We start from the raw sequence: 13,570 nt of genomic DNA, 5'->3' as shown, positions 1-13,570 counted from the left end.
CCTGACGCCGCCCGCCTTGCCTCGCCCACCCGTCTTGACCTGCGCCTTGACGACGACGCGGCCGCCGAGCCGGCGGGCGATCTCGCGGGCCTCCTTGGGCGAGTCGCCCCCTGCAATTACAGCCCGTACCGTTCGCGGGCCTCCTTTACCGACGTCGCCTGTACTTCTCCCCGCTTGGTCAGCTGGGCCAGGGCCGCGACGACGATCGACTCGGCGTCGACGCCGAAGTGGCGGCGGGCTGCCGTACGGGTGTCCGAGAGGCCGAAGCCGTCGGCGCCCAGGGAGGAGTAGTCCTGCTCGACCCACTGCGCGATCTGGTCGGGGACCTGGCGCATGTAGTCGGAGACCGCCAGCACCGGCCCCTCGGCGCCCTGCAGCGCCTGACGGACGTACGGGACGCGTTCCTCGCCGCGCAGCAGGGCCGCGTCCGCCTCCATGGCGTCGCGCCGCAGCTCGGTCCAGGAGGTCGCGGACCACACGTCGGCGGCCACGCCCCACTCCTCGGCGAGCAGCTTCTGCGCCGCGAGGGCCCAGTGGATCGCCGTACCGGAAGCGAGGAGCTGGATGCGCGGGGCGTTGGCCGCCGCCACGTCCACCCCCGCCGACTCCGCGGTGTTGAAGCGGTACAGGCCCTTGACGATGCCCTCGTCGATGCCGAGGCCGGAGGGCTTGGCGGGTTGCGGCAGCGGCTCGTTGTAGACGGTGAGGTAGTAGAAGACGTTCGGGTCCTCACCGGGCGCCGCCTCGCCGTACATGCGGCGCAGACCGTCCTTGACGATCGTCGCGACCTCGTACGCGAACGCCGGGTCGTACGTCAGCGCGGCCGGGTTGGTCGCGGCGATCACCGGCGAGTGGCCGTCGGCGTGCTGCAGGCCCTCGCCCGTCAGGGTCGTACGGCCGGCCGTCGCGCCGACGAGGAAGCCGCGGCCGAGCTGGTCGCCGAGCTGCCACATCTGGTCGGCCGTGCGCTGCCAGCCGAACATCGAGTAGAAGATGTAGAAGGGGATCATCGCCTCGCCGTGCGTCGCGTACGACGTCGACGCGGCGATGAAGTCGGCCATCGAACCGGCCTCGGTGATCCCCTCGTTGAGGATCTGGCCGTTCTTGGCCTCCTTGTAGTACATGAGCTGGTCGCGGTCGACCGGCTCGTACGTCTGGCCCTTGGGGGAGTAGATCCCGAGCGACGGGAACAGCGACTCCATGCCGAAGGTGCGCGCCTCGTCGGGGACGATCGGCACCCAGCGCTTACCCGTCTCCTTGTCACGGACCAGGTCCTTGACCAGGCGGACGAAGGCCATGGTGGTCGCCACGTTCTGGGAGCCGGAGCCCTTGTCGAAGGAGGCGAACGCCTTCTCGGCGGGCGCGGGCAGCGGGGCCACCGGGTGGACGCGGCGGGCCGGGGCGGGGCCGCCGAGGGCCGCGCGGCGCTCCTGGAGGTAGCGGACCTCGGGGGAGTCGGCGCCGGGGTGGCCGTAGGGGACGACCCCGTCGACGAAGTCGCTGTCCTTGATGGGCAGTTCGAGCAGATCGCGCATCGTCTTGAACTCGTCCACCGTCAGCTTCTTCATCTGGTGGTTGGCGTTCTTCGACGCGAAGCCCTCACCGAGGGTGTGGCCCTTGACGGTCTGCGCCAGGATCACGGTCGGCGCGCCCTTGAAGTCGAGGGCCGCCTTGTACGCCGCGTACACCTTGCGCGCCTCGTGACCGCCCCGCGAGAGGTGGAAGCACTCGAGGATCTTGTCGTCGCTCAGCAGCTTCGCCATCTCGGCGAGCGCCGGGTCCTTGCCGAAGAAGTCCTGGCGGATGTAGGCGGCGTCGCGGGTCTGGTACGTCTGCACCTGGGCGTCCGGCACCTCGCGCAGCCGGCGGACGAGCGCGCCGGTGGTGTCGAGGGCGAACAGCTCGTCCCAGGCCGAACCCCACAGGGTCTTGATCACGTTCCAGCCGGCGCCGCGGAACTGGGCCTCCAGCTCCTGCACGATCTTGAAGTTGGCGCGGACCGGGCCGTCGAGGCGCTGCAGGTTGCAGTTGATGACGAAGGTCAGGTTGTCCAGGCCCTCGCGGGAGGCCAGCGCGAGCGCGGCCGTCGACTCGGGCTCGTCCATCTCGCCGTCGCCGAGGAAGGCCCAGACGTGGGACGCGGAGACGTCCTTGATGCCGCGGTTGGTGAGGTAGCGGTTGAAGCGCGCCTGGTAGATGGCCGACAGCGGGCCGAGGCCCATCGACACCGTCGGGAACTCCCACAGCCAGGGCAGGCGGCGGGGGTGCGGGTACGACGGGAGGCCGTTGCCGCCCGCCTCCTGGCGGAAGTTGTCGAGGTGGGACTTGTTCAGCCGGCCGTCGAGGAAGGCGCGGGCGTAGATGCCGGGGGAGGCGTGGCCCTGGATGTAGAGCTGGTCGCCCGAGCCGTCGGCCTCCTTGCCCTGGAAGAAGTGGTTGAAGCCGGTCTCGTAGAGCCAGGCGGCGGAGGCGAAGGTGGCGATGTGGCCACCGACACCGTGTTTGCTGCCCCGGGTCACCATCGCGGCCGCGTTCCAGCGGTTCCAGGCGGTGATCCGCGCCTCCATCGCCTCGTCACCCGGTACGGCGGGTTCGGCGGCGGTGGGGATCGTGTTGACGTAGTCCGTCTCGAGCAGCTTGGGCAGCGCGATGCCGTTGCCCTCGGCGCGCTCCAGCGTGCGGCGCATCAGGTACGCGGCACGGTGCGGCCCGGCCGCCTTGGCGACCGCGTCCAGCGAGGCCTGCCATTCGGCGGTCTCCTCCGGGTCCCGGTCGGGGAGCTGGTCGAGCGCGCTCGGCTGGATGGCGTTGGGGTCGGTCATGTCGCCGCCTTCCTCAGTCGAAGGGGGTTCCCTCATCGGTAAGGGTTCGGGGGTGCCCTTGGTCTTTGGCAGGACAGGGCGTGGGCTCTGATGCGCAGCCGTTTGTGCGGCTCCGCCGCGCGGCCCGTCGGCGACTGTAACTCCCTGATCGATGATCGATCAAAGGGTTGAAGGCCAAAACCTCTCGATTCCGAGAAAGTCGGCACGGGGTGCCTCGGCTGGGGGCACGCGGTGTCGTGGCGCGTCGCGGTTTCCGCAGGTGGGGGCGTTTGAGCGGGGGCTCGCTCCGTTGATCCGAGCGGGTTTGTCCCTGCGATCCGGTGGGCCTGTCTCAGTGATCCGTGGGCCTGCCCCGGTGATTCGGTGGGCTTGCTGCTGTGATCCGGTGGGCCTGCCTCAGTGATCCGTGGGCCTGCCCCAGTGCTTCGGTGGGTCTTCCCCTGGGGCCGGGCGGCCTCGCTTCAGGGATCCGGGCGGCGCTTGTCCGGTGATCCGAGCGGCACTTGCTCCGGTGTGGAGAGGGTGCGGGGTGTGACACGGGGAGGGTGGACGCGGAAGGGCCCGAACGCCCTCGGGCGTCCGGACCCCACCGGCGTGACGCGGTGCGAACCCGTCATGCCATCGCTGTCTGGCCGGTCCTGGCGGACTCCGTCGTCCGGCCCGCGGCCTCGGTGCCGGCCTGGCGGCGCTGCTCCTCCTGCCCTGCGCGCTGCTCCGCGCGCTTGCGTGCCGCCTGCTCGCGGGTGATCACTTCGGTCGCGGCCCCGACCGCGAGCGCGACCGGCCACTCCAGTGCTCCGGCCACGGCCATGCCGCCGAGGAGCCCGTAGTAGGCCAGCTTGCGCGGCGAGGGGAGCTTCGAGGTGGCCGCCCGGGCGCCGGTGAACATGTCCCCCGGTGTCACGTACGGAATGGAAACCCGCGGGTGCGCGGTGTGCAGATGCACCACCTTGCCGCCCATCGGCTCGTGGGCGCGTGTCTCCTCCTCGCGCCGCTCCATGGGGGCCTGCTGCTCGGTCGGTGCGACCGGCGGGGCCGTCCGGGTCGCCTCGGGCCGGGTCGCTCCGGTCTCGGCCCGTTCGGTGGGGGCCGTCTCGCCCGGGGTCTGTCGTTGTTCGTGCGGGGTCTGTGGCTGTGATTGCGGGGAAGTCATCTGCGTCCTCCCGGCTGGGAGCGTGGGTGAATGGGTTTCCCCGCACCGACTTCCAACCCTGGCGCGCAATAAACGTCCAAAGCGCACTGAATAGGGGCGAAGTGGACTGTCCGAGCCCGGTGTTGGGTCAGGCGTGGACGGTCGCCGGACGCCCGCCGGCGGTGAGTGCCTTCCACAGCTGGAAGGAGAGACGGATCAGGGCGGCCTCGACCACGGCGATCGCCGCCTGGGTCAGGATGTGGGTGAGGATGTGCGGCATGCTTCGGCCGCCTTTCGTGCGGATCGTGCGGTGACCGCTCCTTTGTGCGGTTTCAGTGTTTCCGGGAGGCGGCACGAAAGTGTCCTGCAGGTTAACTTTCCCGTTCCGGAAGGATGCGCCGCACCGCGGCGGGCAGCAGGACGGAGCCCGCCGCCGACCCCAGGGCGATCGTCCAGCCCACCGGGCCCAGCGGCCGGCTGCCGAAGAAGTGGCTGAGCCCCGGCACCGTCACCACGACGGCCAGCGCCACCAGGGACCCCACCACGGCCGCGGCGACGACCGGGTCGCGGCCCGCGTCCGCCATCGTCTGCAGCAGCTGGGAGGACACGAGGGCGACCAGGGCGACGGTGTCGGCGCGCCCCCGGGTTCCGGTCGCCCGGGCGGCCACCCAGGCGGTGGCGGCGGCCGCCGTGGTGACGACGGCCCGCAGCCGGATGTGGCGGGTGAGGGCCGCCCCGAGCGAGGCCTCGGGTCCCTCCGCGAGCACCTTGTCGGCGTGGTCGGCCGGAGGCCGGGCGGCGATGGCCATCGCGGGCAGCATGTCCGTGAGCAGGTTCACCAGGAGCAGCTGGCGCGCGTTCAGCGCACTGCGTCCCGCGAGCAGACTCGTCGCCAGGGTGAAGACGATCTCCCCGACGTTGCCGCCGAGCAGGATGCCCAGCGCCTTGCGCACCGAGGCCCACATCGCCCGGCCCTCGACGATGGCGTCCACGATGGTCTCGATGCGATCGTCCGTGACCACCACGTCGGCCGCCGAGCGGGCCGCCGGGGTCGCCCGGGAGCCGAGGGCGATGCCGACGTCGGCGATCCGGATGGCGGGCGCGTCGTTGGCGCCGTCACCGGTGACGGCGACGATCCGCCCGGCCGAGCGCAGCGCGGTCACGATACGGACCTTGTGGGCCGGGGTGACCCGGGCGAACACCGTGATGTCCGGCAGCGTCCGGGCGAGCGCGGTGTCGTCGAGGGAGTCCAGCTCCGTGCCGGTCATCAGCCGGGGTTCCTCCTCGGGCCGCAGCTCCCGGGCGATCGCGGCGGCCGTGCTCGGATGGTCCCCGGTGACCATGACGATGCGCACCCCGGCCCTGGACAGCCGGTGCACACTCTCGGCCGCGGTCGCCCGCACCGGGTCCGCGAGCCCCAGCAGGCCCAGCAGACACAGCCCGTCGAGGCCCTCGTCGCTGACGTCCGCGAGACCGGCGAGCGCGCTGTCGTCCTGCGGCGCGCCCGGCGGCAGGACGTCCTCGGCGACCGCGAGGACCCGCAGGCCCTGCTGGGCCAGCCGTCCGACCTCCGCCTCGAACTCCTCCCGCCGCGGGTCGTCCAGGCGCTCGCTCCCACCGTTCCGGCGGATCCGGTCGCAGCGGGCCAGGACGACCTCGGGCGCCCCCTTGACGACGATCCGCGCCCGGCTGCCGGAACGTCCCAGTACGGCGTGATAGCCCCGCCCGGGCTCGAACGGCAGCTCCGCCACCCGGTCCCAGGTGTCCGAGGCGAACCCGGCGGCCCGGGCGGGAGCGGTCCCGAGCAGCTCCGCCCCGGCCGCGATCGCCCGGTCGGTGGGGTGGGCCAGCGCCGCACCCGACCCCGCCGGACCCGCCAGGGCGGCCGTGCCGAGGACCCGGCGCAGCGCCGGGGTGAGCCGGTCGGGCGGACGCCGCTCCAGCCCGTCGGACACCTGCTGCAGGCTGATCCTGCCCTCGGTGAGCGTGCCGGTCTTGTCGAAGCACAGGACGTCGGTGCGCCCCAGCGCCTCGATGGTGGAGGCGCTGCGGACGAGGGTGTCCCGGCCGGACAACCGGCGGGCCGCGGCCAGCTCCGCGACCGTGGCGACGAAGGGCAGCCCCTCGGGCACGGCGGCCACGCACAGGCTGACCGCGGAGCCCAGGGCGGCGCCCAGGGGCCGCCTGCGCAGCAGGTCGAAGGCGAAGAGGGCGACTCCCGCGGCGACGGACAGCGGCAGGAACCACCGGCCCAGGGCCTTCAGCCGCCGTTCCACGCCGCTCTCCGGCGGGCCCTCCTCGGGGCCCGACTCCGCCGCGCTGCCCGCCTCGGTGGCCGTCCCGGTGGCGACGACCACGGCGAGCGCGTGGCCGGCCGCCACCGTCGTCCCCTGATAGAGCATCGAGGTCCGGTCCGCGACGGCCCGGGCCGCGGTGGGCGCGGCCGTCTTCACGACCGGCAGCGACTCGCCCGTCAGGCTGGACTCGTCGGCCTCCAGACCCGTCGCCTGCACCACCCGGCAGTCGGCCGGCACCGCGTCACCGGCCTGCAGCTCGATCACATCGCCGGCCACCAGTTGCTCGCCGGCCGTGTCGACCGGCTCGGCCCGGTCCGCGCGGCGCACCCGCACCCGCACCGAGGTCGCCTCGACCAGGCGCCGCGCCGCCTGGTCGGCCTTCTGCCGCTGCACCCCGCCCACCAGCGCGTCCACTCCCAGCACCCCGCCGATGAGCACCGCGTCCACCACGGAACCCAGCGCCGCCGAGATGCCGCCGCCGACGGCCAGGACGGGGGTGAGGGGATTGGCCAACTCCTCCGCGAACCTGCCGACGAGGGTGACGGCACCGTCGTGGCGGTCCCGGCCCCCGGTCTGCCGGCGCCGGGCGGCCTCGGCCTCGTCCAGCCCACGGGAGGCGGTCCCCAGACGGGCCATCACCTGACGTACCGTCATGGAGTGCCAGGGCGTGCGCTCGGTGACCGCCGGAGCCGGACGGCCGCGCAACCGCCGGCCCGCCCAGAAGCCCGCCGTCATCGCCGAGACCGTCACCGCGTCCGTCACCAGCCGGACCCGCGCCCAGGCCGGCCGGCGAACAAGGAGCGCGAGGGCCGCGCCCGTGACCGCGCCGGCAGCCTCAAGACGGTTGCACAGCACGCCGGTCCGCCGCGCCTCCGGCGGAGCGGTCAGCAGCAGATGGACGACGTCGGGCGGGGCGGCGACATGGGCGTCCCACGGCACATGGCGTGGGCCGGTGATCACGCCGACGCCCAGATCCGCACGGGCGAGGGCACGCCGGGTCCGTGCCGAGACCACCGCGACACCGCGGCCCTGCGCCTGGAGGGAGCGCACCAGCGCGGCCGTACGGCGGTGTCCCGTCGGCAGCGCCGGGGGAAGGCCGAACCGGTGGTGCAGCCCGGGCGGCCCGCCCACCAGCCGCACCTGGCCGCACTCACCCGCCGCACGCACCAAGTGGTGGGCCAGGGCGTGCAGTTGGGGGACCAGACCGGCCACGGCGACCGGCGTTCCCTCCCGCAGGACGAGCAGGACCCGTGCCCCTTCCTCGGCCCACCGCGCCGCCCGCGCGGCCGTCTCCTTGGACACCCCGGGGACGGAGTCCGCGCCGGGGAACGGCCGCAGTTCCCAGCCCGTCCGCCGCGGCGGCGGCACGGCACCGCGGCCACGCCCGGGCCGCCGCCCCGGCGACCGGCCCGGCTCGATCAGCTCGTGGATCCGCGCGTGGATCTCGTCGTCGTCCGGGCCGTCCTCCGCCTCGCCCGGCCGCTCCCCGGACGACGCCGGCCGCACCACGTGCTCGACCGTCCAGCCGCCGGTGGCCAGCACCCGCGCGTCCAGGACGACGGTGTCGATCCGGTCGAGACGGCGCAGCGCCTCCGGCCGCAGCACCAGCGCTCCCCGCTCGGACGCCGCCCGCGCCACCGAGGACGCGAACGCCTCCTTGCCGAACCGGGGGCCCCTCGGCGTCCCGGCGGCGAGGAGCGCCAGCCCCCGGTCATGGCTGGACGTGCCGAGGGCGGTGAGCCCGTAGCCCGCGAGGGACGTCGGAACCGCCGCGTTGGCGTACCGCTCGACCGGCCCCGGCGGCAGCGGGACCGGCCGCTCGTGGGACGGCACCGCGTCATGGCGGTACGTCCCCTCGTGCGCGGCCAGCCTGCGCGCCCACTCCTCCCACGCCTTGCTGCGGGCCTGCGCCTCCGCGTACCGGGCCCCGGCCAGGACGACCCCGACCGCCGCACCGAGCGGCCGGAACGTCAGCGTGTTCAGCAGGAGGTTCGTCACGGCCCAGCCCCGCTCCGCGGCCGGTTCACCGACCCGGCGGGCGATCCCCTCGCGCAGCCTGGGCGTCGCCTCGACGAGCTGGATCGCCGAGAGCACCACCGGCGGCAGACCGCGCAGCCGCAGCAGGTTGGCGACGGACGTCGCCCCCACCGCCACCACCCCCGCACCGAACTGAACGGCCGCGTCGATCCGCGGCCCCGCCGCGCCGGGGAAGCCCACCGGGCGCGGTCGCCGCGCCCCGGCGCCCGGCTCGCCCTCGCTGTCGGCGCCCTCCCGCCGGGCGGCGGCTCTCCCGTCCGCCTCGGCGACCAGGCCGGCGACGCGCTCCAGGTCGGTCTCCTCCGGCTCGCAGCCGACGTACACGCAGCCCAGCGTGCCGTTCACCTCGGCGCGCCGCACCCCCGGCAGCTCGCGCAGCGCCGACTCGACCCGGCGTGCGGCGCCGACCGTCCCGGGCCCTCCCAGCCACCGCACCTGAACCTGCACACCGCCCTCGGTCCGCCAGAGCCGGGGTCCAGGGGGCCGCAGCAGCCCCGCGGCGGAACGGAGCCTCCCGGCCAGTACGGGCCGGGAGAGTACGGACGAGGAAAGCGCTGGCCAGATCACGCGGCCTCCACCAGGGCCGGCGGGGGTCGCCAGAGGCGCCCCGGAGAACACACGGCTCCCACCAGTATGAGCCGCTCCACCGGCCGCGTCCTGCGCAGCGGACCCGCGCGCGGGAGCACCCTCACGGCTCCCCGCCTCGCTCACCGGGGCTTGTGATGCGCCGCGGCTTTCTGGCGACCGCGCTCGACCGGGGGGGCTGGCGGGGGAGTCGGTCTGGCGAGCCCGGTCCGGCGGGGGAGCCGGTATGAGCCGCTCCAGCGGCCACGTCCGGCGCAGCCGTCCCCAACGCGGGGACGTTCCAACCGCCCCCCACCCCGCTGACCTGGGCGTGTGAGGCGCCATCGCTCTCCCGCACCCCGCTCCGCCGGTCAGGCGGAGTTGCCGGTCAGGCGGAGTTGTCGGCCGCGCGGGGGGCGCAGCCCAGCACATGTTCCTTCACGAGGCGGCCGATGTCCGGGTCCCGCCGCTGGAACGCCTCGACCAGCGCCTGGTGCTCCTCCGCGTACGACTGCTGCACCGTCCCCAGCCAGCGGATCGACAGGGCCGTGAACACCTCGATGCCCAGGCCCTCCCAGGTGTGCAGCAGGACGGAGTTGCCGGCCGCGCGGACCAGCTCGCGGTGGAAGCCCACCGTGTGACGCACCTGGGCCGTGCCGTCCGCCTTGCGGTCCGCCTCGTACAGGGCGCTCACATGCGGCTCCAGCGCCGAGCAGTCCTGCGCCAGCCTCTGCGCCGCCAGCTCCGCGGCGATCGCCTCCAGACCGGCCCGGACCGGGTAGCTCTCCTCCAGGTCGGCCGCGGTCAGGTTCCGCACCCGGACGCCCTTGTTCGGCGCGGACTCGATCAGCCGCAGCGACTCCAGCTCGCGCAGCGCCTCCCGGACCGGGGTCTGGCTGACCTCCAGCTCGGTGGCGATCCGCCGCTCCACGATCCGCTCGCCCGGCTTCCAGCGCCCGCTGACGATCCCCTCCACGATGTGCTCGCGGATCTGTTCGCGCAGCGAGTGGACGACGGGCGCGGTCATGAGGGCTCCTTAGGGAGGGCTTTGACGTTTAGACAATAAGGCCGGTTCGCGTCGCTGGGAGGGCGCGTGGGGGCGCTTTTGCCCAGGTGAGACGAGGCGCACACGTAGATTCCGGCGCAGGGGAGAACGGCCCGGTCCGTCCTCGGGCGACCACGGGTCGCTTGTGGCTGGTCGCCCCCACTCTCGGCTTCTCCCCCACTCTCGACTTCGCTCGAGCGGGAGGGATCCCCATGCGCGGGGGACCCCCATGCGCGGGGGCACCCCCGTCGCGGTCGCGGCGGAGCCGTACGTCCATACAGTCCCGCGCCCTCAAAAGGTCGGTGCCCCTGCCGGAAGGTCCGGGCAGGGGCACCGATGTGTGCGGCTGAGCGGTGTTTACAGGCCGAGCTCGACCTCGAACTCGCCCGCTTCCAGGATCGCCTTGACCGCGGTCAGGTAACGGGCCGCGTCGGCGCCGTCCACCAGACGGTGGTCGTAGGACAGGGTCAGGTACGTCATGTCGCGGACGCCGATGACCGTGCCCTCCTCCGTCTCGATGACGGCCGGACGCTTGACCGTGGCGCCGATGCCGAGGATCGCGACCTGGCCCGGCGGCACGATGATCGTGTCGAAGAGCGCACCGCGCGAACCGGTGTTGGAGATGGTGAAGGTCGCGCCGGACAGCTCGTCCGGGGTGATCTTGCTGGCGCGGACCTTGCCCGCCAGGTCGGCCGTGGCCTTGGCGATACCGGCGATGTTCAGGTCGCCGGCGCCCTTGATGACCGGGGTCATCAGGCCCTTCTCCGAGTCCACCGCGATACCGATGTTTTCGGTGTCGAAGTAGGTGATCGTGCCCTCGGCCTCGTTGATCTTGGCGTTGATGACCGGGTGGGCCTTCAGCGCCTGGGCCGCCGCCTTGACGAAGAACGGCATCGGGGAGAGCTTGACGCCCTCACGGGCCGCGAAGGAGTCCTTCGCCTTGGCCCGCAGCTTCATCAGACGGGTGACGTCGACCTCGACGACCGACGACAGCTGGGCCTGCTCGTGCAGCGCCTTGACCATGTTGTCGCCGATGACCTTGCGGATGCGCGGCATCTTGACGGTCTGGCCACGCAGCGGGGAGACCTCCAGCGCCGGGGCCTTCTTCGCGGCGGTCGGCGCGGCGGCGGCGGCCGGAGCCGGGGCAGCGGCGGCGGCCTTCGCGGCCTCGGCGGCGGCGACGACGTCCTGCTTGCGGATACGGCCACCGACACCGGTGCCCTTGACGGAGGCCAGGTCGACACCGTGCTCGGCGGCGAGCTTGCGCACCAGCGGGGTGACGTAGGCGCCCTCGTCGGTGGGCTGCGCGGCGGCGGGCACCGGAGCGGCCGGAGCCGGGGTGACCGGGGCCGGGGCGGCCGGCGCGGGAGCCGGAGCAGCGGGCTGGGCCGGGGCCGGAGCGGCGGCGGCCGGGGCGGCCGGAGCAGCCGGGGCCGGAGCCGGGGCGGCGGGCGCGGCCGGCGCGGGCGCCGGGGCGGCCGGGGCGGGGGCAGCGGCGGCGGGCGCCGGAGCCGGGGCGGCGGGGGCCGGGGCAGCGGCCGGAGCCGCACCCGGGGCGCCGATGACGGCCAGCTTGGCGCCGACCTCGGCGGTCTCGTCCTCGCCGACGGTGATCTCGAGCAGCACACCGGAGGTGGGCGCCGGGATCTCGGTGTCGACCTTGTCGGTGGAGACCTCGAGCAGCGGCTCGTCGGCCTCGACGCTGTCGCCGACCGACTTCAGCCAGCGGGTGACGGTGCCCTCGGTGACGGACTCGCCGAGCGCGGGCAGGACGACGTCCGTGCCCTCGGCGGAGCCGGCGCCGGCGGCGGCCTCGGCGGTGGGAGCCGGGGCCGGGGCGGCCTGCTCGGTGGACGGCTGGGCGGCCGGGGCCGGCTCGGGAGCCGGCGGGGCGACCTGCTCGGCGGCCGGGGCGGCGGCCGGGGCGCCGGTGCCGTCGTCGATGACGGCCAGCTCGGCGCCGACCTCAACGGTCTCGTCCTCGGCGACCTTGATGGAGGCCAGGATGCCGGCGGCGGGCGAGGGGATCTCGGTGTCGACCTTGTCGGTCGACACCTCCAGCAGCGGCTCGTCGGCCTCGACGCGCTCGCCCTCGGCCTTCAGCCAGCGGGTGACAGTGCCCTCGGTGACGCTCTCGCCGAGCGCCGGAAGGGTTACGGAAACCGCCATGGTTTCGGTTGCTCCTAACGAATTGCGGAAGTCTGTGTCGTCGCTTCGTCGACCGAGGGATCAGTCGTGCGCGTGCAGCGGCTTGCCCGCCAGGGCCAGGTGGGCCTCGCCGAGCGCCTCGTTCTGCGTCGGGTGGGCGTGGATGAGCTGGGCGACCTCGGCCGGCAGCGCCTCCCAGTTGTAGATCAGCTGCGCCTCGCCGACCTGCTCGCCCATGCGGTCGCCGACCATGTGGACGCCGACCACGGCACCGTCCTTGACCTGGACGAGCTTGATCTCGCCCGCGGTGTTCAGGATCTTGCTCTTGCCGTTGCCCGCCAGGTTGTACTTGAGAGCGACGACCTTGTCCGCGCCGTAGATCTCCTTGGCCTTGGCCTCGGTGATGCCCACGGAGGCGACCTCGGGGTGGCAGTACGTCACCCGCGGCACACCGTCGTAGTCGATCGGGACGGTCTTCAGACCGGCCAGACGCTCCGCCACCAGAATGCCCTCGGCGAAGCCGACGTGCGCCAGCTGCAGGGTGGGCACGAGGTCACCGACGGCCGAGATGGTCGGCACGTTGGTGCGCATGTACTCGTCGACCAGGACGTAGCCGCGGTCCATGGCGACGCCCTGCTCCTCGTAGCCGAGACCGGCGGAGACGGGCCCGCGGCCCACCGCGACCAGCAGGACCTCGGCCTCGAACTCCTTGCCGTCGGCGAGGGTGACCTTGACGCCGTCGGCGGTGTACTCGGCCTTGGAGAAGAAGGTGCCGAGGTTGAACTTGATGCCGCGCTTGCGGAACGCGCGCTCAAGAAGCTTCGAGCTGTTCTCGTCCTCGACGGGGACGAGGTGCTTCAGACCCTCGATGACCGTGACGTCCGCGCCGAAGGACTTCCACGCGGAGGCGAACTCGACGCCGATGACGCCGCCGCCCAGGATGATCGCGGACTTCGGCACGCGGTCCAGGACGAGGGCGTGGTCGGAGGAGATGATCCGGTTGCCGTCGATCTCCAGGCCGGGCAGCGACTTCGGCACGGAGCCGGTCGCGAGGAGGACGTGGCGGCCCTGAACGCGCTGCCCGTTCACGTCGACGGAGGTGGGGGAGGACAGCCGGCCCTCGCCCTCGATGTACGTCACCTTGCGGGAGGCGACGAGGCCCTGGAGACCCTTGTACAGGCCGGCGATGACACCGTCCTTGTACTTGTGGACCCCGGCGATGTCGATGCCCTCGAAGGTGGTCTTGACGCCGAACTGCGCGCTCTCGCGGGCCTGGTCGGCGATCTCGCCCGCGTGCAGCAGGGCCTTGGTGGGGATGCAACCCCGGTGCAGGCAGGTGCCGCCGACCTTGTCCTTCTCGATCAGGGCGACGTCCAGGCCCAGCTGCGCCCCGCGCAGGGCCGCGGCGTAACCGCCACTACCACCGCCGAGGATCACTAGGTCGAAAACGGTGCTGGCGTCGTTCGCCACGTCACGTCCTCCATGCATGTGCGCCACGCCGGTCAGCGGTGACCGGTCGGCGGCT

Annotated in this window: 8 protein-coding genes; all 8 read right to left on the bottom strand. The window is 73.4% G+C overall.

Annotated features, from left to right (window positions below):
• A partial coding sequence (locus ACPT94_RS31800) for an ATP-grasp domain-containing protein (RefSeq protein WP_425247402.1) occupies positions 1 to 117 on the bottom strand: 117 nt, incomplete at its 3' end.
• On the bottom strand, positions 117 to 2,822 hold the full coding sequence (gene aceE, locus ACPT94_RS31795; RefSeq protein WP_425247397.1) for a pyruvate dehydrogenase (acetyl-transferring), homodimeric type: 2,706 nt from the start codon (positions 2,820 to 2,822) through the stop codon (positions 117 to 119). The genes aceE and ACPT94_RS31800, both read right to left, overlap by 1 nt.
• Positions 2,823 to 3,435: 613 nt before the next feature.
• Positions 3,436 to 3,975, bottom strand: coding sequence for a hypothetical protein (locus ACPT94_RS31790; protein ID WP_360338801.1), 540 nt, complete (start codon positions 3,973 to 3,975; stop codon positions 3,436 to 3,438).
• Positions 3,976 to 4,102: 127 nt separating this feature from the next.
• On the bottom strand, positions 4,103 to 4,234 hold the full coding sequence (locus tag ACPT94_RS31785) for a hypothetical protein (RefSeq protein WP_360338798.1): 132 nt from the start codon (positions 4,232 to 4,234) through the stop codon (positions 4,103 to 4,105).
• Between the two features lie 91 nt (positions 4,235 to 4,325).
• On the bottom strand, positions 4,326 to 8,735 hold the full coding sequence (locus tag ACPT94_RS31780) for an HAD-IC family P-type ATPase (protein ID WP_360338795.1): 4,410 nt from the start codon (positions 8,733 to 8,735) through the stop codon (positions 4,326 to 4,328).
• A gap of 505 nt (positions 8,736 to 9,240) precedes the next feature.
• Entirely contained in the window at positions 9,241 to 9,879 is a 639-nt protein-coding gene (locus ACPT94_RS31775; protein WP_360338792.1) for a GntR family transcriptional regulator, read from the bottom strand.
• Positions 9,880 to 10,254: 375 nt separating this feature from the next.
• Entirely contained in the window at positions 10,255 to 12,066 is a 1,812-nt protein-coding gene (sucB, locus tag ACPT94_RS31770; RefSeq protein WP_360338789.1) for a 2-oxoglutarate dehydrogenase, E2 component, dihydrolipoamide succinyltransferase, read from the bottom strand.
• Between the two features lie 60 nt (positions 12,067 to 12,126).
• Positions 12,127 to 13,515 (bottom strand): dihydrolipoyl dehydrogenase, encoded by a 1,389-nt coding sequence (gene lpdA / locus ACPT94_RS31765; RefSeq protein WP_360338786.1) that lies wholly within the window; start codon positions 13,513 to 13,515, stop codon positions 12,127 to 12,129.
• Positions 13,516 to 13,570 lie beyond the last annotated feature (55 nt).

The organism is Streptomyces aurantiaciflavus, from assembly GCF_049808595.1.
Taxonomy (GTDB): domain Bacteria; phylum Actinomycetota; class Actinomycetes; order Streptomycetales; family Streptomycetaceae; genus Streptomyces.
This window is presented reverse-complemented; position numbering and strand designations above follow the sequence as displayed.

What these genes read in the sequence shown, in the direction of transcription:
- aceE (WP_425247397.1), bottom strand. Translation starts at nt 2,822, where the DNA reads ATGACCGACCCCAACGCCATCCAGCCGAGCGCGCTCGACCAGCTCCCC.
- ACPT94_RS31790 (WP_360338801.1), bottom strand. Translation starts at nt 3,975, where the DNA reads ATGACTTCCCCGCAATCACAGCCACAGACCCCGCACGAACAACGACAG.
- ACPT94_RS31785 (WP_360338798.1), bottom strand. Translation starts at nt 4,234, where the DNA reads ATGCCGCACATCCTCACCCACATCCTGACCCAGGCGGCGATCGCCGTG.
- ACPT94_RS31775 (WP_360338792.1), bottom strand. Translation starts at nt 9,879, where the DNA reads ATGACCGCGCCCGTCGTCCACTCGCTGCGCGAACAGATCCGCGAGCAC.
- sucB (WP_360338789.1), bottom strand. Translation starts at nt 12,066, where the DNA reads ATGGCGGTTTCCGTAACCCTTCCGGCGCTCGGCGAGAGCGTCACCGAG.